The 22,461-nt window shown below is 62.4% G+C and carries 18 protein-coding genes and 1 pseudogene; 17 read left to right on the top strand and 2 right to left on the bottom strand.

Annotated elements, in window-relative coordinates:
* Positions 1-94 precede the first annotated feature (94 nt).
* On the bottom strand, positions 95-1,075 hold the full coding sequence (locus IT41_RS20905; RefSeq protein ID WP_139221744.1) for an alpha/beta hydrolase family protein: 981 nt from the start codon (positions 1,073-1,075) through the stop codon (positions 95-97).
* Positions 1,076-1,516: 441 nt separating this feature from the next.
* On the opposite strand from IT41_RS20905, the gene IT41_RS16310 reads away from it, so the two are divergent.
* The 3 genes from IT41_RS16310 (at position 1,517) to IT41_RS16320 (ending at position 6,731) form a co-directional block, all read left to right on the top strand.
* Entirely contained in the window at positions 1,517-2,923 is a 1,407-nt protein-coding gene (locus IT41_RS16310; protein ID WP_139221743.1) for a multicopper oxidase family protein, read from the top strand.
* A gap of 244 nt (positions 2,924-3,167) precedes the next feature.
* A complete protein-coding gene (locus IT41_RS16315; RefSeq protein WP_231564787.1) occupies positions 3,168-4,577 on the top strand; it encodes an NAD(P)/FAD-dependent oxidoreductase in 1,410 nt (469 codons plus the stop codon).
* A gap of 93 nt (positions 4,578-4,670) precedes the next feature.
* Positions 4,671-6,731 (top strand): catalase, encoded by a 2,061-nt coding sequence (locus IT41_RS16320; RefSeq protein ID WP_036743394.1) that lies wholly within the window; start codon positions 4,671-4,673, stop codon positions 6,729-6,731.
* Positions 6,732-6,843: 112 nt separating this feature from the next.
* Here IT41_RS16320 and IT41_RS16325 read toward each other — a convergent pair whose 3' ends face one another.
* A complete protein-coding gene (locus IT41_RS16325; RefSeq protein WP_081967592.1) occupies positions 6,844-7,122 on the bottom strand; it encodes an SH3 domain-containing protein in 279 nt (92 codons plus the stop codon).
* Between the two features lie 300 nt (positions 7,123-7,422).
* Here IT41_RS16325 and IT41_RS16330 point away from each other — a divergent pair.
* The 14 genes and pseudogenes from IT41_RS16330 (at position 7,423) to IT41_RS16395 (ending at position 22,417) form a co-directional block, all read left to right on the top strand.
* A pseudogene (locus IT41_RS16330) lies at positions 7,423-8,461 on the top strand (IS110 family RNA-guided transposase).
* 354 nt (positions 8,462-8,815) lie between these two features.
* Entirely contained in the window at positions 8,816-9,097 is a 282-nt protein-coding gene (locus tag IT41_RS21710; protein WP_036743397.1) for a hypothetical protein, read from the top strand.
* Positions 9,098-9,222: 125 nt separating this feature from the next.
* A complete protein-coding gene (locus tag IT41_RS16340) occupies positions 9,223-10,437 on the top strand; it encodes a pyridoxal phosphate-dependent aminotransferase (protein ID WP_036743399.1) in 1,215 nt (404 codons plus the stop codon).
* On the top strand, positions 10,434-10,859 hold the full coding sequence (locus IT41_RS16345) for a RidA family protein (RefSeq protein ID WP_036743401.1): 426 nt from the start codon (positions 10,434-10,436) through the stop codon (positions 10,857-10,859). Before IT41_RS16340 ends, IT41_RS16345 begins: the two co-directional genes overlap by 4 nt.
* A gap of 47 nt (positions 10,860-10,906) precedes the next feature.
* Positions 10,907-11,797, top strand: a complete 891-nt coding sequence (gene folD / locus IT41_RS16350; RefSeq protein WP_036743426.1) for a bifunctional methylenetetrahydrofolate dehydrogenase/methenyltetrahydrofolate cyclohydrolase FolD — start codon at positions 10,907-10,909, stop codon at positions 11,795-11,797.
* A 67-nt stretch (positions 11,798-11,864) separates the two neighbouring features.
* Positions 11,865-12,749, top strand: a complete 885-nt coding sequence (gene purU, locus IT41_RS16355) for a formyltetrahydrofolate deformylase (RefSeq protein ID WP_036743403.1) — start codon at positions 11,865-11,867, stop codon at positions 12,747-12,749.
* Positions 12,750-12,815: 66 nt separating this feature from the next.
* The gene (locus IT41_RS19560) at positions 12,816-13,694 is read left to right on the top strand and encodes a LysR substrate-binding domain-containing protein (protein WP_052081711.1); all 879 of its coding nucleotides are present in this window, start codon (positions 12,816-12,818) and stop codon (positions 13,692-13,694) included.
* 317 nt (positions 13,695-14,011) lie between these two features.
* Positions 14,012-16,063, top strand: coding sequence for a hydantoinase/oxoprolinase family protein (locus tag IT41_RS16365; RefSeq protein ID WP_036743404.1), 2,052 nt, complete (start codon positions 14,012-14,014; stop codon positions 16,061-16,063).
* The gene (locus IT41_RS16370) at positions 16,056-17,744 is read left to right on the top strand and encodes a hydantoinase B/oxoprolinase family protein (protein WP_036743406.1); all 1,689 of its coding nucleotides are present in this window, start codon (positions 16,056-16,058) and stop codon (positions 17,742-17,744) included. The genes IT41_RS16365 and IT41_RS16370 overlap by 8 nt, the downstream gene beginning before the upstream one ends.
* Before the next feature lie 45 nt (positions 17,745-17,789).
* Positions 17,790-18,779 carry a TRAP transporter substrate-binding protein gene (locus IT41_RS16375; RefSeq protein WP_036743409.1) on the top strand — a complete coding sequence of 330 codons (990 nt, stop codon included), beginning with the start codon at positions 17,790-17,792 and terminating at the stop codon, positions 18,777-18,779.
* Between the two features lie 59 nt (positions 18,780-18,838).
* On the top strand, positions 18,839-19,354 hold the full coding sequence (locus IT41_RS16380) for a TRAP transporter small permease subunit (RefSeq protein WP_052081713.1): 516 nt from the start codon (positions 18,839-18,841) through the stop codon (positions 19,352-19,354).
* Between the two features lie 3 nt (positions 19,355-19,357).
* A complete protein-coding gene (locus IT41_RS16385; protein ID WP_036743413.1) occupies positions 19,358-20,671 on the top strand; it encodes a TRAP transporter large permease in 1,314 nt (437 codons plus the stop codon).
* Between the two features lie 19 nt (positions 20,672-20,690).
* Positions 20,691-21,431, top strand: a complete 741-nt coding sequence (locus IT41_RS16390) for an SDR family oxidoreductase (protein WP_036743415.1) — start codon at positions 20,691-20,693, stop codon at positions 21,429-21,431.
* Entirely contained in the window at positions 21,428-22,417 is a 990-nt protein-coding gene (locus tag IT41_RS16395; RefSeq protein WP_052081715.1) for a Gfo/Idh/MocA family protein, read from the top strand. The genes IT41_RS16390 and IT41_RS16395 overlap by 4 nt, the downstream gene beginning before the upstream one ends.
* Positions 22,418-22,461: the final 44 nt, after the last annotated feature.

Genomic DNA, 22,461 nt, shown 5'->3' on the forward strand with positions numbered 1-22,461 from the left:
CGGGCCGACCTTGCACAGCAGAGGCCCCGGCACAGGGCATCAGCGACGCTGCGCCGCCGCATGGCCGGTCCGAGCCCATTGCCGTCATTCGCGGCTACTGGGCTGCTGTCGGCGCCGCACCTCCCTGAATGAAAGAGGTGATGGCATTGGCGATACCCCTGTGCGCGAGGTTTCGACCCTCGGGGGAGGCTCCGCAGATTTCTGCATCGCCTTCTTCCTCCATCAAGATCGCCGGACCGACTTCCGTGCAGATGGCGAACGCATCGAAGGCTGTTGCGTCGGAAATCGCGACGTTGCGGATCCGGGCATCGGATGCACCGCCTTGCCCCAACGAGATAGTCAGCATGGAAGGCCCGCGAATTGTCGCATCGACCTCGATCGCGGAAAGATACTCGGGCATCACCGCAACAGCGGAAGTGATGCGGGCATCATGCAGTGGCTTGGCATTGATCCGTCCGCGCATCTCTTCCGGTGTGACGCCCTGCGCGGCATACCAAGCGCAATCGGGGCCACCTACGCCGCCCTCATCACAAGATTGCGCATATCGGTTCGCATCAAGGTTCGCGCCCGCCACGAAAAGGGCGGCCGTGCCACCAAGAGCATAGCCCACAACGAAGATCCGGTTCGTATCGATGGCACCTGACCAGCGGGGATCGTCCAGCACTGTATCGACAGCGCGGCTTATATCGCGGGGACGTTCAAATATCTCATGCACTGCCGCTGCCGCACTCAATGGACGGGGTGCACTGACCTCGACCACGATTAACCCGGCTTGCGCCAAGGACGATGCAAGCCATGCGCCCGAGTCTTCTGCGGAGCGAAGCCCACCGTGCGACAGAACGATCAACGGCAGCGGGCCTGACGGGACTGGGGCGTTCACCGACGCCGACGATCCTGTGAAAACCGCGTTCCCTCCCACTGCGGTAGTGGCCTCGCTCTCCGATGGATACCAAACGGAAAGCGCCAGCGGGCGGTCCTTTCGTGCCGTGTTTTCCATACGGTCATAGCCGGGTGCGACATCAGCCAAGCACGGTGTTGCGATCACAGTCAGAGCAAAGGCAAGTCCGAGCTTCATTTGATGTCTCCTAACATTCACGACCAAGGAAACACGACTTTATGCCGGCAATGCAATGGCAGCAATGTCCCGCATAGTGTGAATTCAGGTTTGCTCAGGCTTCGCGAGCGCGGCGAATGACCGGACCGGCGGGCCGGACCGCAGCATCATGTTTGGTCGCGACGGTCCGCAAAGGGCCGACCTTGCACAGCAGAGGCCCCGGCACAGGGCATCAGCGACGCTGCGCCGCCGCATGGCCGGTCCGAGCCCACTTTTAGACATTCGGCGCAAGTGATGAGGCTGTTGTCTGGCTTTCCTCAACCGGTCATGCGGCTTGCACCAACTTGTCGGAGGTGGTGATATCCGATTGCTGGACCTGCGCCATTCTTGGTAGAACCCTCGCAACCCCTTGGCACCGCCAGCTTCTGTCCAGCCGCCGCGACCCCACGCAAAGGATCCGACGTGCTGACACGACGCAAAATTCTGACTTCATTGGCCTCACTTGGCCTTGGCGTGCCCGCACTCGGTGGCTTTGCCGCGACACCCGAACGGCCTGTGTTACCACGCCCGCGCGCGTTCAATTTCTCGCAGCCCCTGACCGCCACTCGCGCCCGCTTGCCGTTCACCCGCAGCCAAAGCAGCGGATACGGCTATAACACCCAGTGCCCCGGCCCTCTGATCCGGGTCCGCAAGGGGCAGGAGTTCCGCGTTCGAGTCGCCAACCAACTTGATGAAGAAACGACCTTCCATTGGCACGGGCTGGTCGCGCCAACCGCAGCCGATGGGCAGCCGCAGTTTCCAATCCTTCCAGGCGAGGAGAGGGAGATCTGTTTCCCGATCCGCCAACGCGCCGGGTTGAACTGGTATCACCCCCATCCCCACGGTGCGACGGCACGGCAGGCCTGGCACGGGCTGGGCGGGCTGTTCGTTATCGAGGATGACGAGGAGGAAGCGCTGAACCTGCCCTCGGGCGACGACGAGCTGTTCCTCGTGTTGCGCGACGCAGAGACCGACGGGCTGGGCAAGCTGCTCTACCCGTTCAACCCGGACGGGACCGAGGGATCCCTACCGCTGGTCAATGGCGTGGTCAATCCGCGGACCGAGTTGGCCAACCGGCAGGTGCGGCTGCGTATCCTGAACGGCGCCAACGCCCGTGTGTTCCGGCTTTCCGCCGATGCGCCGATCACGATAATCGGCAACGACGGCGGGCTATTGCCAGCGCCGGCCCCGATAGATCAGGTCGAGATCGGCCCGGCCGAGCGGCTGGACCTCATCCTCGACTTGCGCGGCATGGCACCGGGCGACATGGTCGGGCTGCATGATACCAATTTCGAAGACCCACTGCTAGAGATCGCCATTCGCGGAGATGCCCCCGACACGTGGCGAATCCCCGACCTCCTGTCCGAAATCGAGCCGTTGTCCCATGCCGGCGAGTCCCCCGACCGCATCTTCCGCTTTGAAAATGACAGCACGATCAATGGCCAGGGTTTCGACCCGCGCCGGATAGATTTCGCGATTCCTTTCGGTAAGGTCGAACGCTGGCGGTTCATTTCGGCACAGGGCGCGCCGCATCCGATCCATGTCCATGGAGCCCACTTCCAAATCGTCCAGCGCAGCGGACGTGGACGCACCCATATTGAACCGTGGGAAGCCGGCTGGAAGGACACGGTGCTGAAATGGGGCCCCGAGCAGGTCGATGTCCTGATCCGATTTGACGCCTACGAAGGCCGCTACCTGTTGCATTGCCACAAGCTGGAACACGAGGATGGCGGCATGATGCTGAATTTCGTCACGGGCAAGGACCCGGCGGCGGCGTTGGAACGGGCACGGATCGAGGCCATATACGGTCCGATCTGCACGACCCTTTAGGCGCCCTATCGGCCCGGTCCGGTGGGTCCGCGAAGGATACCGGGAACGTCCTGGGCGACAAGCCAAGTTTCATGTAGTTCGGACCAGTATTGTCGCGCTGTCCAGCTGGCACGACCGTACCTCGTCGGAAGTATTCTCGGATGAAGTTGAAGGTGCTGCGAACTTCTGCAATGTCCCGCATTGCGTGAATTTGCCCGTTCCTCAGCTTTGCAGGTGCAGCGAATGACCGGAACGGCGGACCGCAATGCGGCATCTTGGCGCGTTGCCGAGGTCGGCACAGGGCCGGAAGTCTAAAAGGCGTTTTGCCTTACGTGCAAAAGCGCTCTGCAACAAAGCGGAGTGTGCGAATGATCGGCTTCCGCCGTCTGAGGAACCGTTTTGTCCGCAGCGGGTTAAGCGCGATCGGTGTGCGTTTGGAGGACAGATGGCAGATCGGGATGCGGACACCCGCAAGGACGATCTCAGGACTGGGACGCCGTTCTGGGTGAGGACGTCGAACTCTACCGTATCGGGCGAGGTTTCGCTGAACGTCGATCATGCCGAGGTGATCGTTGTCGGCGCAGGGATCAGCGGCGCGCTTGTCGCTGAGGCGCTGACCGCCCGTGGCAGATCGGTGCTGGTGATCGACCGGCGCCCTCCTGTTCGCGGGTCGACCCCCGCCTCAACGGCCATGATCCAGCATGAGATCGACGTGCCGCTGACAAAATTGCAGCGCCAGATCGGGACTGCCAAGGCAAATGCCGCCTGGCGCCGTTCGGCAAAGGCCGTCAATGATCTGGTCGATCTGGTTGACGCTCTTCGTATCGACTGTGCGATGGAACGCAAACCGGCGCTGTACCTGGCTGGTGATCAGATGGGAAAGCGCGCCTTGAAGGCCGAGGCCGAGGCGCGCCGTGCGATCGGGATCGAGGCCGAATACCTGACCGCGGCACAGCTTGCCGACGAATACGGAATGGACAGGACTGGCGCGATCCGTTCGGTTGCCTCGGCGTCGGCCAACCCCGCGCAGCTGACGGCTGGTTTGCTGACCCGCGCGATAAAGCGCGGCGCAAAGGTGATTTCGCCCGTCGAGATCACCGACATGGCCGAACTGCCCGGCGGCGTCGCTCTGGCGACCCGTCAGGGCGAAGTTGTCACCGCCGATCATGTGGTCTTCTGCACCGGCTACGAGCATCTGCCACAGATGCAGACCTCGGCGCACCATGTCACATCGACCTGGGCCCTGGCCTCGAAACCCTTGAAGCGCCTGCCGGAGTGGATGACGCAAACCATCGTCTGGGAAGCCTCGGATCCCTATCTCTACTTCCGCACGGATGCGTCGGGCAGGATCATCGCGGGTGGTGAAGACGAGGATGCCGCGACCACGAATTCCGACCCTGACAAGTTGCAGCGCAAGGCCGTCATCATCGCGCGCAAGCTACGCGATCTGACAGGTGTCGATATCGGCAAGCCCGCCTATACCTGGTCAGCCCCGTTCAGCGTCACGACCGACGGGCTGCCGATCTTCGATACCGTTCCCGGCTTCAGTCGCGTCCATACCGTGATGGGTTTTGGCGGCAACGGCATCACCTTCTCGGTCATCGGCGCGCAGATCATCGCTGCCCGCATCGCGGGCAAGCGCGATCCTGATCAGGAGATTTTCAGCTACAGGTAAGTTGATCGACGGAACTTCCATCAGGTCGGTCAGTTTGCTTGCCAAGGCCCGTCATTACGACCGTTCCCACCTATTTGCAGAAAGGCAGGAAAAATGGCTGACGACAAAAGCTTCGACACTGAAAAGGGAAGTGGCGGTGAGCGCCACCAGATCGCCACCGGCGATACCCCGGCGATGACGACGAATTTCGGCGTCCCGATCTCGGACAACCAGAACAGCCTGAAAGCTGGCGCGCGCGGTCCTACCCTGCTTGAAGATTTCGTGCTGCGCGAAAAGATCTTTCATTTTGACCATGAACGGATTCCGGAGAGGATTGTCCATGCCCGCGGCTCGGCCGCGCATGGTTATTTCGAATGCACCGATCCGATCCCGGAGATCAGCCGCGCCAGCCTGTTCTCGAAGAAGGGCAAGAAGACGCCGGTCTTCGCCCGCTTTTCGACCGTGGCAGGCGGCGCCGGTTCGGTGGATACGCCGCGCGACGTGCGGGGCTTTGCGGTGAAGTTCTACACCGATGAGGGCAACTGGGACCTTGTCGGCAACAATATCCCGGTCTTCTTCATCCAGGATGCCATCAAGTTCCCCGACCTGATCCACTCGGTGAAGATGGAGGCCGACCGCGCCTATCCCCAGGCCGCCTCGGCGCATGACACCTTCTGGGATTTCGTCTCGCTGATGCCGGAAACGCTGCATACGCTGATATGGGCGATGTCGGATCGCGGCATCCCGCGCAGCCTGCGGATGATGGAGGGCTTCGGCGTTCATACCTTCAAGCTGGTCAACGAGAAGGGCGAGGAAACATTCTGCAAATTCCACTGGCGTCCGAAACTGGGCACGCAATCCTTCGTCTGGGATGAATCCGCCAAGGCGCAGGGGGCGGATAACGACTTCCACCGCCGCGACCTTTGGGAAGCGATCGAGCGTGGCGATCACCCGGAATGGGATTTTGCCGTCCAGATCTTCGACAAGGAACTGGCCGAGTCTCTGCCCTATGACGTGCTGGACGCGACCAAGATCATTCCCGAGGAAATCGTGCCGCTGCGGGTGATCGGCCGCATGGTGCTCGACCGCAATCCGGACAATTTCTTCGCCGAGACGGAACAGGCCGCCTTCCTGCCCTCAAACGTCGTGCCGGGGATCGATTTTACCGATGATCCGCTACTACAGGGGCGGCTGTTTTCCTATCTCGACACGCAGAAATCGCGGTTGGGGACGACGAATTTCCACCAGATCCCGATCAATGCGCCGAAATGCCCCTTTGCCAACATGCAGCGCGACGGGCTGATGCAGACCCATGTGCCCAAGGGTCGGGCGAATTACGAGCCGAACAGCCTGAACGAGGCTGGCGAAGATCCCGGCCCGCGCCCGGTCAGCACCGGCTTCCGCTCCGCCGAGCAGCATGTCGAGGGCGACAAGCTTCGGATGCGCCTGGAAGCCTTCGGCGATTTCTACAGCCAGCCGCGAATGTACTGGAACTCGATGACGGATAATGAGCGCGCGCATATCGCTTCGGCCATGGTTTTCGAACTGTCCAAGGTCGGGCTGGTCCACATTCGCGAACGGATGCTGGGCCATCTGCAGGTGCTGCACCCGGATCTGGGCAGGCGCGTCGCCGACGGGCTTGGCATGGAACTGCCTGCGCCGGCAGAACCCTTCAAGCAGCCGATCGATCTGGAGCCGTCGGACGCCCTGTCGATCCAGAAGAACTGGCAAAAGACGCTGCAGGGCCGGCAGGTCGCGATCCTGTTCGACGAAGGGTCGAGCAAGGCCGAGATCGACACGCTGAAGAAGGCTGTCGAGGCCGAGAAAGGCACCGTCTTCACTGTCGCGCCGAAGGTTGGCGGGATTTCACTTGACGGCGGAACGATGGAGGCAGACGGCCAGCTTGCCGGTTCGCCATCGGTCCTCTTTGACGCCGTGGCTCTGGTGCTGACCCAGGATGCGGCGAAAAAGCTGGCCAGAGACAGCGCCGCTGTTGGCTTCGTCTCGGACGCCTTCGCGCATCTCAAGGCGATCGGCGCTAGCGGAGGAGCAAAACCGCTGCTGGATCGGGCCGGCGTCGAGGCAGACGAAGGCATCACCGATCTGGCCGGGCTGCCGGACGCGGCAAAGCTGCGGTACTGGGATCGCGAGCCAAAGCTGCGTGATCTCGCCTGATCGCCGGGCCGCGGCTGCAAATGCTGCGATGCGCGCAGATGGCTGGCTTGAGGAAGCTGCAGTGCGGCGGCTGACTGCTTTGCGAACGTCCGGAAAGGGCCGGAACTTTTTTTCAGCGCGGAGCGAGATAGTCTGCCCAGACATAGCCGGAGATACCGGGCCTGTCGGCGAGCGATACCCTGCACCAGAGGTTACTGTCATTCGTCACGCAGTTCTGGCGGGTGAGGCGGGTTCCGTTGGGCAGGCCGATGATGATCTTGTGGCTGAGGCCGGGGCCTTCGCGCAACTTCAGGAGATCATCTGGCCCGGCGCCCTTGACCACGACATCAGAGGCTATGGCGCATCCAGTGGCGACCATGAAAGCGAGAAGAGCCGCAAAATGAGTTCGCATGATCTGTCCCCAATCGTTTCGCCATCGATAAGACATCGTCGCGCCGAATGACAGCGGGGAGGTAGAAGGCACGGACGGGAGGCCCTGCGTTCCACCCGATCAGCGATTGCCCTATAATACGAACCGGAGTTTTGTCCGGCGCGATAAGATGGGCCGACCTGGACCGGAAATGTTTATCGGGCGGGGACGAGGCGAGTCCGGTTCGTTATGGGTTGCCCTGGGCTCTGATTCTGTAACCGCCCCCCCGGCGGCATCGATGTGCTATGGTGGGATCGCAACAATCCATATTGGGAGGCGGTCATGTCGGAGATTACCACGGTCGGACTGGATCTGGCGAGGAATGTGTTCCAGGTCCACGGTGCAGACAGCAAAGGCAGTGCTGTCTTGCACAAGAAGCTCAGAAGGGCTCAGGTGCATGAGTTCTTCGCCAAGTTGCCGCCCTGTCTTGTGGCAATGGAGGCCTGCGGCGGCGCGCATTTCGCTTCGGTTCCGGGGTCGGGAGCTGGCCAGGCCCGGCCACGACATCAGGCTCATCCCGCCCGCCTATGTGAAGCCCTTCATCAAGCGACAAAAGAATGATGCGGCTGACGCCGAGGCGATCTGCGAGGCAGCGCAGAGACCGAACATGCGCTTCGTGCCCGTGAAGAGCGAAGAAACGCAGGGGGCGGCCAGCGTTTTCCGCGTCCGGGAATTGCTCATCCGGCAGCGCACCCAGGCCATCAACGCGCTTCGGGGACATCTCACCGAATACGGCCAGGTCGTGCCACAGAGCGCGACGAATGCCCGGCGCCTGATTGCGCTTGTCGCGGACGAGTACCCGGAACTGCCCGCCACGGCGCGGGCCTCCCTAAAGGTCCTGACGGCAACGCTCGCCCAACTCGACGATCAAATCGAGACCTTGGATGCCGAGATCACCCGTCGAGCCAAGGAGAACGACGTGGCGCGGCGTCTGATGACCATTCCGGGCATCGGTCCGCTGATCGCCACGGCCATTGCCACATTGGCGCCGCCGCCGGAAATGTTTCGCAAGGGCCGCGACTTCGCAGCATGGCTTGGGCTCACGCCGCGGCAGCATTCGACTGGCGGCAAGCAGAGGCTCGGTGCCACGACGAAGATGGGCGAGCGCTCCCTGCGCCGGTTGCTGATCATCGGCGCCAACAATGTCATCATCAAGCGTCATTGCCACGCTTCGGCGCGCCCCGGCACCTGGCTGGCGAGAATGCTGGAGCGGAAGCCGCCGATGCTGGTCCGGGTCGCCCTGGCGAACAAGATGGCGCGGATTGTTTGGGCGCTGATGAAGGGCGGAGAGATCTATCGGGCTCCGGCCATGGCGGTATAAGGTCCGCTAGCGGTCGCGAGGTCGTCGGAGCGGAGGAGGGCTGAGAGCAGCTTGGCGCAACGGCCGCTAGACAGGGTCGGAAAACCAGAGCGCAACAGAGTGCCACCGAGCACGCGGCTTTGATTTGGGTCCGACCCGCGAACACCATACGGGCCCGCGGCATGACAACGGCCGCAGCATAAGGCCGGATACATGTCAGCACCCGACACCGCGCCAAATTGCTCCAAAACCCTCTTTGCGCAAGGGGCGGTTATACATGTTGCGAAATTCAGGCTTGTGGCGTGACTTCCCCTTTCGCCGCTGCTGTCAGGCTACGCGGACGATTTCGGCGGCGCCGAAGCGAACTTCCTCGGCATGGCGAAAGCGGTCCTGCGCGTTCAGGAACATCCAGAGCGATTGCGCGTGCGGGTTCGCGAGACCGTCGATGAAAGCGGGATCCTCGGCCACTTCTGGCGATGGCTGAGCGTGCCGAAGTCCGGCACGTCCCAGTTCAAGCCGATCACCGGCCTGCACCACTTGAGTGTCTTCCTGATCCACCGGGCCGAGGACCGGCTGGCCGTGATCGGCATGCGCTCCCTGGCCGGGGCGCTGTGGCACGCATTGTGCGAGACGCTAACGCGACAGGGGGCGGCCTGACCGCACAACTCGGAAGATGATTTTTCCATCATCTGAAGCTAGAAAAACCAGTTTTTTCTATTTCCTAAACCTGCATAGGCTGCGCACAACATCCAGCAGCAGGGCGTAAGAGAAGGAATGGAACCGTGACGATCCAAAGCAAATTCAGCAGACTGGGCACCGACAACGCGCCTGGGCAGGAAGTCCGGCAGGGGCAGGACGGCACGGCTTTCCTGCTTGGCGACAATCTGCAGGGCCGCCGCGTCGATTTCTCGCATGGCGATGTCGATGCGCATGAACCGACTCCGGGTTCGTTCGAGATCTTTTCCGCCGGCGTCGCCGTGGGCGGCGCGCAGGCCTATACTGAATATCGCGGCGACCTGGGTATCCGCGAGGAACTCGCCGCGCGGCTGGCCGATTTCACCGGCGCCCCGGTGGACGGTCGCGACGGGATGATCGTCACCCCCGGCACCCAGGGCGCGCTGTTCCTGGCGGTTGCCTCAACAGTCGCGCGCGGGGACAAGGTCGCCATCGTGCAACCCGACTATTTCGCCAACCGCAAGCTGGTCGAGTTCTTCGAGGGTGAGATGCTTCCCGTCCAGATGGCCTATCGCGAGGTGGGGCCGGGACAAGCCGGGCTGGACCTCGACGGGCTGGAGGCAGCCTTTCGCGCTGGGGCGAAGGTCTTCTTGTTCTCTAACCCCAACAACCCCGCCGGCGTCGTCTATTCGCGGGACGAAATCGCCCGGATCGCGGCGCTGGCAGCGCAATATGGCGCGACGGTGATCGTGGACCAGCTGTATTCGCGGCTGCTTTACACCAGCGCAAGCTATACCCATCTGCGCGCGATGGACCTGGCCCCAGAAAACGTCGTCACGATCATGGGGCCGTCCAAGACGGAATCGCTCAGCGGCTATCGCCTGGGCGTGGCCTTCGGTTCGGCCGAGGTGATCGCACGGATGGAGAAGTTGCAGGCCATCGTCTCGTTGCGCGCCGCGGGCTATTCCCAGGCCGTCCTGCGGACATGGTTCAACGAGCCCGAAGGCTGGATGGCCGATCGCATCGCGCAGCACCAGGCGATCCGTGACGATCTGCTGGCGCTTTTCCGCAGCATCGACGGCTGCTTCGCCCGCACGCCCGAGGCCGGCAGCTATCTGTTCCCCCACCTGCCCGCGCTGACGATCCCGTATGGGGAGTTCGTCAAAGCTCTGCGCCTGCAAGCGGATGTGATCGTAACGCCGGGGACCGAGTTCAGCCCGCATGCCGGCGACAGCATCCGCCTGAATTTCTCGCAGGACCATGCGGCGGCGGTCGAGGCGGTGCAGCGGCTGGCCGCCCTGGTCGAAAGGTATCGTGCATGAGCGCTCCCCACCCGGCCCCGGTTCCGCAGGGCGATTACGTTCCCGCGACCCGGCACGGCGCGCTGATCTTCACCGCCGGTATGACGCCGCGGCTAGACGGCAAGTTGGTCCACCAGGGGCTGATCCGCAAGGACACCCCGATCGAGACCTGCCGCGATGCCGTCATCCTGGCCTGCGGCAACGCGCTGCAAGCCGCGCGCGGCAAGTTGGCCGAGGGCGAGCGCATCGCGGCCATCCTTAGCATGACCGTCTATATCGCAGCCGAGGAAGCTTTCACCGCCCATTCCCGGCTTGCCGATTTCGCCTCGGAGTTCCTGCGCGCGCGGCTTGGCGAGGCAGGGATCGGCAGCCGCTGCGCCGTCGGCGTCGCCACGCTGCCGGGCAATGCCCCGGTCGAAATCCAACTGGTAGCCGGCGTCTAACGATGCAGGCGGCTCCGCCCCCTACCTACGGAACGAAAGGCGAGACGATGACTGCATCTCTGATTGACGGCAAGGCTTTTGCGGCGACCGTTCGCGAGCATGTTGCATCGCTGGTGGCCGGCGTGAAGGCCGAGCACAGAATCACGCCCGGTCTTGCGGTGGTGCTGGTGGGCGAGGATCCGGCGTCGCAGGTCTATGTCCGTAATAAGGGCATCCAGACGGTCGAGGCCGGGATGGCCAGTTTCGAACACAAGCTGCCGACCGGGACCTCCGAGGCGGATCTGCTGGCGATGATCGCACGGCTGAATGCCGATCCGAAGGTCCATGGCATCCTGGTGCAACTGCCTCTGCCCGGCCACATAGACCCCGATCTGGTGATCAACAGCATCGCGCCCGCGAAGGACGTCGACGGGTTCCATGTCTCGAATGTCGGGCTTGTGAGCACCGGGCAGAAGGCGATGGTGCCCTGCACGCCTCTAGGCTGCCTGATGCTGCTGCGCGACCATCTCGGCAGCCTGTCAGGTCTGAATGCGGTGGTCGTGGGGCGCAGCAATATTGTCGGCAAGCCGATGGCGCAGTTGCTGCTGAAGGACAGTGCGACGGTCACCATCGCCCATTCCCGCAGCCGCGACCTGCCCGAAATCTGCCGCCGCGCCGATATCCTTGTCGCCGCGGTCGGTCGGCCCGAGATGATCCATGGCGACTGGATCAGGCTTGGCGCCACTGTGATCGACGTGGGCATCAACCGGATCGAACGCGACGGCAAAACGAGGTTGGTCGGCGATGTGGATTTCGCCAGCACCGCGCAGGTTGCAGGTGCCATCACGCCGGTTCCCGGCGGGGTCGGTCCGATGACCATCGCCTGCCTGCTGGCCAATACGCTGACCGCTTGCTGCCGGGCGCATGGCCTACCCGAACCCGAAGGACTGACTGCGTGAAAGCCGGCAGGCCCACCGAAAGCCGTCATCGCCGCGAAGAAAACGCGACATCCAACCCGAGGAAACCATGACCAAACATTGCCTGACCGTTGCCTGCCCCAGCAAGCGCGGGATCGTGGCCGCGATCTCAACCTATCTTGCCGAGTCGGGCTGCAACATCACCGACAGCGCCCAGTTCGACGATCCGCAAACCGGCCGCTTCTTCATGCGCGTCAGCTTCATTTCCGAGGAGGGTACCACCCTCGACCAGTTGCGCCAGGGTTTCGTGCCGATCACCGAGACGCTGGATATGTTGACCGAGTTCCATGACGAGACCGAAAAGATGAAGGTCGTCATCATGGTGTCGCGCTTCGGCCATTGCCTGAACGATCTTCTGTATCGCTGGCGCATCGGCGCGCTGCCGATCGAGATCGTGGCGGTGATCAGCAACCACATGGATTACCAGAAGGTCGTCGTTAACCACGACATTCCCTTCCATTGCATCAAGGTCACCAAGGAAAACAAGCCCGAGGCCGAGGCCCGGATCATGGCCTTGGTCGAGGAAACCGGCGCGGAACTGATCGTGCTGGCGCGCTACATGCAGGTGCTGTCGAATGAAATGTGCCGCAAGATGTCCGGGAGGATCATCAACATCCACCATTCCTTCCTGCCGTCTTTTAAGGGTGCCAACCCCTATAAACAGGCATTCGAGCGCGGCGTGAAGCTGATCGGCGCGACCTCGCATTACGTCACCGCCGACCTAGACGAAGGCCCGATCATCGAGCAGGACATTATCCGTGTCACCCATGCGCAGTCGCCCGAGGATTACGTCTCGCTGGGTCGTGACGTGGAAAGCCAGGTGCTGGCCCGCGCGATCCATGCGCATATCCACCGCCGAGCCTTCCTGAACGGTGACAAGACCGTCGTCTTCCCGGCATCCCCCGGCAGCTATGCATCCGAAAGAATGGGATAGGCCCGTTCGTCTTTGCACTCCACTGCAAATCCATTATGCCTGCCCAAGGGAATATAGGGCTATGACATGCGCGAACTACCCCATCTGGTCTATCTTCAGGCTTTCGAGGCGGCGGCGCGGCATCTCAATTTCACCCGCGCCGCAGAGGAGTTGAACTGCACGCAGGCCGCCATCAGCCAGCGGGTCCGCGCGCTGGAGCATTATTTCGGCCGCCCCCTGTTCAAGCGTCAATCTAACGGTCTGGATTTGAGTTCCGCCGGTAAGGCCTATCTGCCCGGCGTCTCGCAGGCGCTGGACATGGCCGAAGCCGCGACGCGCGGACTGACGGGGCGGCGCGAACGGCGAGCGATCACCATTTCGGGGCCGATCTCGTTCCTGAACCTGTGGATCGCGCCGCGGCTGCACGCCTTTCAGGCCCGCCATCCCGGCGTCGGAGTGCAGTTGAACAGCTCGATCTGGACCGACCCGAACATCGACTTGGCCGATGTGAGTTTCGCCTTTGAAAAAAGGGAACTTTCGTCCCCTGAAGCGACCATCCTGGCGACGCAGCGGCTGGTTCTGGTCACCAGTCCCGACCAAGCCGCGCAGTTGGCACAGGGCGCGCCGTGGCAGGACCTGCCCCAGATCGAGATCCTTGGGAAGTATTCCCTATGGGACATGTGGTCGAAAGGCATGGGTCAGCACCGCGCCGCGAGCGCGCCGCTGCTACGGGTAGATACCGCGATTTCCGCGTTGGAACTGGCGGCAGCGGGCGCGGGCGTGACCATACTCTATTCGACCTATGCACAAGCCCCGCAGGCATTTGGCCGGGTCCAGGCGCCGCTTGGACCGGGCGTTGCCGTGCCTCACGTCTTGACGATGAACCGCAATGCCAAGCGTAAGGAGACCGAAGCCCTCCGCAGCTTCATGACGTGGGTTTCAGACGAACTTACCACGGTCGAATAGGTGTCCCAGACCTATCCGCCACCAAATCACACTCCGCGGGAAGCAAGCCGACCAGCGTGTGGCGGTCTTGCGGCGGATCAAGTCCCTCAGGGCCGTTATTTGCTGCACCAAGCGTCGGCGAGCGCCATTCCGGTGCAAAGAAATCGCGCAGCAAGTTCCTGATTGAGAATACAAATCGCATACTCAAAGCGATTTTTTCGCCTCAGCATCAATTATCGTTTGACATTTTGGCATCCAATTTGGATACTCAATTTTGAAGGTGACGCCAGATGAACTGCGCCAGCCATGAATTTTCTATACATTTCGAGGGAATAGGGATGGGAGACTGGGTAATCGGCGTAGACGTCGGCGGGACGTTTACCGATTTTTCGGCAAGGCAATTGTCGACGGGGCGGCTGGTGCTGCACAAGCGCCCCTCGACACCGCATGATCCGTCCGATGCGATCCTGAACGGCCTGCAGGAGTTGAAGAAGAAGGCCGAGATCGACGGCGAGGACATCGCCCGCTTCGCCCATGGCACCACTGTCGCGACCAACGCGCTGCTGCAACGCAAGGGCGCGAGGACCGGGTTGGTGACGACCAAGGGGTTTCGCGACCTACTGGAGATTGGCCGTCAGGTTCGCCCGGCGATCTACGACCTGCAAACCGATGCACCGCCGCCGCTGGTGGACCGCGAACATCGCCTTGAGGTCGCTGAGCGTATCGGCGCCGACGGCACGGTGATCACCGAATTCACCGATGCTGAAATCGCTCTGGTCGTCCGGCGCATCGGAGAGTTGGAAGGGCTGGAATCGCTGGCGATCTGCCTGATCTTCTCGTTCCTCAATCCCGCGCATGAAGAACGGCTGGCCGCCACGCTGCGGGCAGCCTATCCCGATATCTATGTCTCAATCTCCAGCGAGGTGCATCCCGAGTTCCGCGAATACGAGCGTTTCTCGACCACGGTGATCAATGCCTTCCTGCAACCCGAGGTCAGCCGCTACATGGACCGGCTGAGCGCCGCCATCGGCCAGGCCGCGCCCAATGCCGCGCTTGGCATCTTCCAGTCGGCAGGCGGGCTGATGTCGATCGAGCAGGCCGCGCGCTTTCCGGTGCGCACCGCCCTGTCGGGGCCGGCCGCAGGAGCGGTGGGCGCGGCAGCCGCAGCGGAACTGTCGGGGATCGAGAACATCATCACGCTGGACATCGGTGGCACCAGCACCGATGTCGCGCTGATCCAGAACGGCAGCGTCGGCACCTCGAACCTGCGCGACATCGCGGGGTTCCGCATCCGCCTACCGACGGTGGACATCCACACGGTCGGCGCGGGCGGCGGCTCGATCGCGCATCTTGGCGCCGACGGGCTACTGAAGGTAGGCCCGATGAGCGCGGGCGCCGTGCCCGGCCCGGCCTGCTATGCGCGCGGCGGCGACAAGCCGACCGTTTCGGACGCGAACGTGGTGCTGGGCCGCCTACCCTCGCGCCTGGCCGACGGGTTCAGGATCGACGCGGACCTGGCCCGCACCGCCATCGAGCAGATCAGCGCACCGCTGGATGTCTCGCGCGAAAAGGCGGCGCACGGGATCGTCAGCGTCGCCGCATCAAACATGGCACGTGCAATCCGGGCGGTGTCGATCGAAAAGGGGCAGGATCCGCGCGACTATACGCTGATGTGCTTCGGCGGCGCAGGCGGGCTGCATGCCGCCGATGTGGCCGACATCCTGGCGATGCGCCGCATCCTAGTGCCGCGCGCGCCGGGCATCCTGTGCGCCGAGGGACTGATCGTCGCCGACCTGCAGGAAAATTACGTCACCACCTGCCGTTGCCCGCTGGAAGAAGCCAACCTGCCCCAGATCGCCGCAGCCATCAACAAGCTAGCCACGCAGGCTGAGGAATGGCTGTCCGTCAGCGACGACTATATCGTGAATCGCTGCCAGACCATCATCCTGGACCTGCGCTATATCGGCCAGAACTACGAATTGCAGGTCGATCTGGGCACCGCGCGGCATGCGCCGGACCTGCCCACGGTCGAGGCGCTGAAACAGGCCTTCTTCCGCCAGCATGAAACCGCATACGGCCACTACAATCCCGATGCCGGGGTCGAAGTCGTCAACGTCCGCATCCGTGCGACGATGGAATTCGCCAAACAGACGCTGACCGCCGCCCGCCCCGATGGCAAGGCTGAGCCCGTCGCGACCGAACAGATATGGTTCGAGCAGACGGGCTTCGTCCCCTCGCCGGTCTATCAGCGTGAACAGCTTGCCGAGGGCACCAGCCTGTTCGGGCCGGCCCTCATCACCCAGTTCGACACGACCACCCTTGTCCCGCCCGGTTGGACGATCCGGGTGGACGGCGCGATGAACATGATCATGGAACGCAACAATGACTGAAGCCGTATCGCTTGATCCGATCACCATTGAAATCAGTTGGAACAGCCTGCGCTCGGTCGCCGACGAATGCTTCCTGACGCTGATGCGCAGCGCATTCTCGACCAACATCAAGGAACGGCACGACCATTCCACCGCCATCGCCGACAGCAAGGGACGGCTGATCGTGCAGGCGGAAAACGCGCTGCCGATCCACCTGGCCTCGATGTCGGGGCTGATCGGATTTATCCTCGAGCAATATTCGGACAGCCTGGCGCCGGGCGACATCTTCATCGCCAACGACCCGCATGTGGCAGGCGGCTCGCACCTGCCCGACATCAACATGGCGATGCCGATCTTCGACGGTGAGCGACTGCTGGGCTTCGTCGCTAATATCGTCCATCATGCCGATGTGGGCGGCGCCTCGGTCGGCTCGATGTCGGGCGGTCTGAACGAGATCTACAAGGAGGGCCTGCGCATCCCCATCCTGCGTCTGTTCCGCAGTGGCGAGGTGCAGGGCGACATCATGCGCTTCATGCTGCTAAACATGCGGCTGCCCGACGAGCGCCTTGGCGACCTGAACGCGCAGATCGCCGCAGTCAAGCTGGGGGTGAAGCGCATCGGCGAGATGGTGGCGCGGCATGGCGCGGGTCACCTGGTGGCGCTTTGCGACGAAATCGTCAGCCGCACCAATCAGCGGATGCGCAAGGCCATCGCCGGCATCCCGGACGGCGATTACAGCTTTACCGACGCGATGGACGACGACGGGCTGGGCACCCAGGATGTGCGGATCGCCCTGACGGTCCACAAGACCGGCGAAAAGGTCGTCTTTGACTTCACCGGCACCTCGGCGCAGGTTCCGGGCAATTTCAACATGACGCTGAATACCACGAAATCTGCAGTCTGCTATGCGCTGAAGGCGCTGCTTGACCCCGAGGTGCCAAACAACCAGGGCATCTTCGACGCCATCGAGATCAAGGCCGAGCAGGGCGCCTTCGTGAACTGCGCCCATCCGGCCGGCGTCGCGATGCGGGCGAATTCCTGCCAGCGCGTCGTCGATGTGGTGTTGGGCGCATTTGCTACGGCCCTGCCCGACCGCGTCATTGGCGCCGCCAACGGCGCCAATACCAGTGCCGTCTTCGCGGGCACGGACCCGCGCACGGGCGGATCTTATGTCTATCTGGAAACGCTTGGCGGCGGCATGGGCGCGCGAGCAACCAAGGACGGCAAGGACGGGGTGCAGGTCCATATCACCAACACTGCAAACCTGCCGGTCGAGGCAATTGAACTGGAATACCCGTTGCGTGTAGAGGAATACGCGCTGGTCAACGATTCTGGCGGCGCCGGCAAGTATCGCGGCGGCATGGGTATCCGCCGCTCGATCCGCCCGGTTGACCATCTGTGCGAGTTCAACGGCGTCGGTGAGCGTTTCCGGAACCGGCCCTGGGGAATATTTGGCGGGCAGCCGGGCAAAACAGGCCAGTTCTACCTTCTTCAGGACGACGGCAGCGTCAGGAACCTGCCTTCGAAAATCGCCGGCGTTTTCGTCACCGACGAAACCATGGTCGTCATCGAAACACCCGGTGCGGGCGGTTATGGCGACCCCTCCGAGCGGGCGCCCGAGGCAATCAGCGAAGACCTGCGCTCGGGCAAGTTCACCGAAAACTTCGCGGCCAAACATTATAGACGGGCAGAAAGGACGTAGAAGCCCGCCCGTCGTATCCAAGCAACCAACAGAGAGGAAATCACAATGCGCAACACGATCATGGGCACGGCCTTCGCCCTTGCGGTCATGTCGGGAACAGCTTTCGCGCAGTCCCATTCATGGGATCTGGCCAACGAATATGGCGAAACCACCATCATGGGCCAGGCCGACCAGGTCTTTATCGAGGCAGTGCGTAACGCCTCGGATGGCGATATCATGATCACCGGCCATTACGGCGGCGCGCTTGGTTACAAGTCGGTGGACCAGTTCGACGCCGTGGGCGATGGCGCGCTGGACATGGCCGATACCATCACCACCTCACTTTCGGGGATCGAGCCATTGTTCCTGCTGTCCTCGCTGCCCTTCGTCGCCAATACCAACGCCGACGCCAAGCTGCTGTGGGAGGTCGCCCAGCCGCATTACGAAAAGGTGTTCGAAAAGCACAACCAGGTGCTGCTCTGGGCGACACCCTGGCCGCCCTCGGGCATCTGGGCTAAGAAGCCGATCACCTCGAAAGAGGATATGGTCGGCCTGAAGATCCGGGGCTGGGATGCCAGCGGTGTGCGCACCCTGTCGAATGCCGGCTCGACCGCTGTCCAGATCAGTTGGGCCGATACAGTACCGCAGCTTGCGGCGGGCAGCATCGACTCGGTCCTGACCTCGGCCGATGGCGGCGCCAGCTCCAAGTTCTGGGAGTTCCTGGACCACTTCACTGCCGTCAATTACTCGATGGCGCTGAACATGACCCATATGAACAAGGATACCTATGACAGCCTGACGCCTGAACAACAGGCCATCATTCGCGATGCCGCCGTAGAGGCCAGCGACGCGGCATGGGATGATCTGGAAAAGCGTGTCGCCCAGAACTTCGAGGAAATGCGCGCCAACGGCGTCACCATCACCACCGAGGTCTCCCCCGAATTCCTGGAGTTCCTGAAGGAATCCGGTGCAGAGGTTTACGACGAGTGGCTCAACGCCGTCGGGCCAGTCGGGCAACAGATTCTGGACGAGTACAACCAGAAGCGCGGTTCGTGATCCGATCGGGTGCGCATTCGCTTGCGCACCCTTAATTCAACCAAGCCAAGGTCGGATTCATGCTTTCACGAACCGTCATACATATATCGGAGATCTGCTCCAGGGCCGGAATAGCGCTTTCCGTCGTTCTTCTGGTCTATATCGTCATCCACATCATCCTCGAAATCATTCTTCGCAATTTCTTCGCCAGTTCGACCAATTCGATGGGCGAATATGTCGGCTATGCGACCGGCGCGATGGCCTTCCTGGCCATGGGCCACACCTTCATGAGCCGCAAGCATGTGCGCGTCAGCCTGCTGCGCCGCTTCCTGAGCGGCAAGGCCGCTATCGTCGTTGAACTGGTCTGCATCGCGCTGACCTTCGCGATGTTCGCCTTCATGGCGCGCTATGTCTGGCTGATCCTCGCCCGCGACTTTGCCCGAGGCTCGGTCAGCCCTACCCTGATGGCGACACCGACCTGGTATATCGCAGCGGCGATCTTTGCCGGGCTGGTGATTTTCCTGATCCAGCTTGTCGCCTCGACCATCGACACCGTCATCAACGGCGTACCCGAAGAACATATCGAGGGGGAATAATACATGGAATCCATGATCGTCGCCTTCGGCGTCCTCGGTCTTGTCATCTTCTTCCTGGGGATCGGCGTCTGGGTCTTTGCCGGCCTGATGCTGGTTGGCACGGTTGGACTGGCGCTGTTCATGGACATGCCGGCCCACCGCATAGGCACCATCCTTGCGCCACTGGTCATCCGCAGTTCGACAGCTTGGGAGTTGTCCGCCATCCCAATGTTCATCTGGATGGGTGAGATTATCCTGCGCACGGATGTATCAACCCGGCTGTTCCGGGGCCTTTCGCCACTGACCTATCATCTGCCGGGTCGGATGCTGCACACCAACATCTTTGGCTCGGCGGTCTTTGCAGCGATCTGCGGCTCCAGCGCTGCAACCACCGTCACGGTGGGCAAGATCACCATCCCGGAACTGCGCAGGCGGGGCTATTCCAGCGCGCTGACCTATGGCTCGCTTGCGGGCGCGGGTAGCCTTGGATTGTTGATTCCGCCTTCGATCATGATGATCGTCTATGGCGTGCTGGCCGAGGTCTCGATCTCGCGCCTTTTCGCCGCCGGCTTGATCCCGGGGCTGATGATCGCAGGCATCTATTCCGCCTATGTCATCATCATCAGTCTGTTCAAACCAGACGTGGCCCCGGCCGACATCACGGCGCCTAGCTTCAGGGAAATGCTGGTCGGCATCGCCAACCTTGCCCCCATCGGCATCCTGATCAGCGTTGTGCTGGGCGCGATCTATTCCGGCCTGGCCACGCCCTCGGAAACGGCGGCGATCGGAGTGGCGGCGACGCTGATCTATGCGGGCTGCACCTGGCAACTGTCGTGGCGGACCTTCATCGACAGCCTGATGGCCTCGGTCCATACCAGTTGTATGATCGCCGCGATCATGATCAGCGCGTCCTTCATGTCGACGGCGATGGGCTTCATGCATGTCCCCCACAACATTGCCACCGCCATCGACGGGCTGCAATTGTCTCCCTATCAATTGATCTTCATCCTGGTGCTGTTCTACCTGCTTCTGGGCATGTTCCTCGAAGGCATCTCGATGATGGTGATGAGCCTGCCAATCACGCTGCCCCTGATCGTGGCGGCCGGTTTTGATCCGATCTGGTTCGGCATCTTCCTGATCCTGATGGCCGAGCTTGCGCAGATCACGCCGCCGGTCGGGTTCAATCTGTTTATCCTTCAGGATCTGACAAAGACTCCTATCGGGCGGATCATCCTGGCCTGCGTGCCGTTCTTTGCCCTGATGTGTCTGGGCGTGGCGCTGATCACGGTCTTCCCTGAGATCGTGCTTTGGCTGCCCGACTATCTTTTCCAGAGATGACAGGAGAAAGGTTCGCGACGTGGCACGGCTGATGGGCAAAACCTGCGTCGTCACTGGCGCGGCCGCAGGTATAGGGCGGGAAACCGCCCTTGCCTTCCTGCGCGAAGGAGCAAGCGTGCAGGCGCTTGACCACGACGCACGGGGGCTGGCGCAGTTGCAAGAGCAGCATCCACAACTGCAGGTCAAAGCGTTGGATGTCACCGACGCGACGGCGGTCACCGCCTTCCATGCCGGGCTGGAACGCCTGGACGTGCAGGTGAATTGTGCCGGTATGGTCGCCACTGGCAACCTGAGCGCCTGCTCAATGGACGACTGGCGGCGCTCGCTGGATATCAACATGACCTCGGTCTACCTGATGATGGGCGCCGCCCTCGACCTGATGCTACCGCTGAAAAGCGGCAGCATCGTCAATATCGCCTCGGTCATTTCCTCGATCGGTGCGGCACCGGATCGTTTCGCCTATGGCGCGACCAAGGCGGCGGTGATCGGCATGACCAAGTCGGTCGCCCGCGATTATGCCCACGCCAATATCCGCTGCAACGCGATCTGCCCCTCAGCGGTCGAGACCCCCTCAATGACGGCCCGGATCGAGGCGATGGCGGACAGCGAGGCAGCCCGCCGCGCCTTCAACGCGCGCCAGCCCCTTGGGCGAATGGGCCGACCCGAGGAAATCGCCGAACTGGCGGTCTATCTGGCCTCGGACCTGTCAGGCTTCATGACCGGCAGCCAGCTTGTAATCGACGGAGGAGCAAAGCTGTGACCGATCAACCCGTCCGCGCCGCCATCGTCGGGCTGGGCCGCTGGGGCGAAAACTTGACCACGGCCCCGACCTCGGCCCTGCGCTTTACCCATGCCACTACCCGCAGCACCGGCAAGGCGCAGGATTTTTGTCGCAAGCAGGAACTGACCCTACTGCTCAGCTTCGACGAGGTGCTGGCATGCAACCAGATCGAGGCCGTCGTCCTTGCCACCCCGCACAGCCAGCATGGCGAACAGATCCGCCACGCGGCGGCAGCCCGAAAGCATGTCTTTGTCGAAAAGCCGCTGGCCCTGCACCTTGACGACGCGCAAGAAGCCACCGCCGCCGCTCAAAGAGCGGGTATCCATCTTTGTGTCGGCTTCAACCGCCGCTTCCTTCCGGCCTTCCAGCGTCTGGAAGTCGGCGCAGGCGCGCTTGGACGCCTGCTGCACGTGGAAGGGGCGTTCTCAGGCAGCTTCGGCTATCAATACACGGACCAGATGTGGCGTGGCGATACGAGCGAAAATCCAGCGGGCGGCATGGCGGCGATGGGCATCCATATCCTCGACCTGATGATCGCATTGCTTGGGCCGGTGCGGCGAGTCTCGACCATCAGCCGCCATGTCGCGGTGCCATCGCAACTGCAGGACGTGACCAGCGTCATGCTGGATTTCACCTGCGGCGCAACGGGCAGTCTTTCGACGCTGATGTCCACGGCCAACTTCTGGCGGCTGCATGTGTTCGGAGCAAATGGCTGGGCCCAGATGCCGGACCAGACCAGCCTGATCACCGCTACGCTTGACGGACATCTGCACCGCGAGGATTTCGCGCCCTGCGACAGCCTCGCCGCGGAACTGGACGCCTTCGCGCACCAGATCCGCACGGGTCAGCCCTATCCGGTTTCCCTGCGGCAGGCCCTTGACGGCGTCGCTGCGATGGAAGCCATCGCGATCTCGGCCGAAAACGGCGGGCGCTGGACCGATGTGGTGACGGCAAGTTCCCGATGACATCGTCACACGGAACGGGCTATTGATGGATATGTCGCTTTACG

The sequence above is a fragment of the Paracoccus halophilus genome (genome assembly GCF_000763905.1).
Classification (GTDB): Bacteria; Pseudomonadota; Alphaproteobacteria; order Rhodobacterales; family Rhodobacteraceae; genus Paracoccus; species Paracoccus halophilus.

Coding starts and splice junctions, on each gene's coding strand:
- folD (WP_036743426.1), top strand. CDS start 10,907: ATGACTGCATCTCTGATTGACGGCAAGGCTTTTGCGGCGACCGTTCGC.
- purU (WP_036743403.1), top strand. CDS start 11,865: ATGACCAAACATTGCCTGACCGTTGCCTGCCCCAGCAAGCGCGGGATC.
- IT41_RS16315 (WP_231564787.1), top strand. CDS start 3,168: ATGCGGCATCTTGGCGCGTTGCCGAGGTCGGCACAGGGCCGGAAGTCT.
- IT41_RS16365 (WP_036743404.1), top strand. CDS start 14,012: ATGGGAGACTGGGTAATCGGCGTAGACGTCGGCGGGACGTTTACCGAT.
- IT41_RS16385 (WP_036743413.1), top strand. CDS start 19,358: ATGGAATCCATGATCGTCGCCTTCGGCGTCCTCGGTCTTGTCATCTTC.
- IT41_RS16370 (WP_036743406.1), top strand. CDS start 16,056: ATGACTGAAGCCGTATCGCTTGATCCGATCACCATTGAAATCAGTTGG.
- IT41_RS19560 (WP_052081711.1), top strand. CDS start 12,816: ATGCGCGAACTACCCCATCTGGTCTATCTTCAGGCTTTCGAGGCGGCG.
- IT41_RS21710 (WP_036743397.1), top strand. CDS start 8,816: ATGGCGAAAGCGGTCCTGCGCGTTCAGGAACATCCAGAGCGATTGCGC.
- IT41_RS16380 (WP_052081713.1), top strand. CDS start 18,839: ATGCTTTCACGAACCGTCATACATATATCGGAGATCTGCTCCAGGGCC.
- IT41_RS16345 (WP_036743401.1), top strand. CDS start 10,434: ATGAGCGCTCCCCACCCGGCCCCGGTTCCGCAGGGCGATTACGTTCCC.
- IT41_RS20905 (WP_139221744.1), bottom strand. CDS start 1,075: ATGAAGCTCGGACTTGCCTTTGCTCTGACTGTGATCGCAACACCGTGC.
- IT41_RS16325 (WP_081967592.1), bottom strand. CDS start 7,122: ATGCGAACTCATTTTGCGGCTCTTCTCGCTTTCATGGTCGCCACTGGA.
- IT41_RS16320 (WP_036743394.1), top strand. CDS start 4,671: ATGGCTGACGACAAAAGCTTCGACACTGAAAAGGGAAGTGGCGGTGAG.
- IT41_RS16375 (WP_036743409.1), top strand. CDS start 17,790: ATGCGCAACACGATCATGGGCACGGCCTTCGCCCTTGCGGTCATGTCG.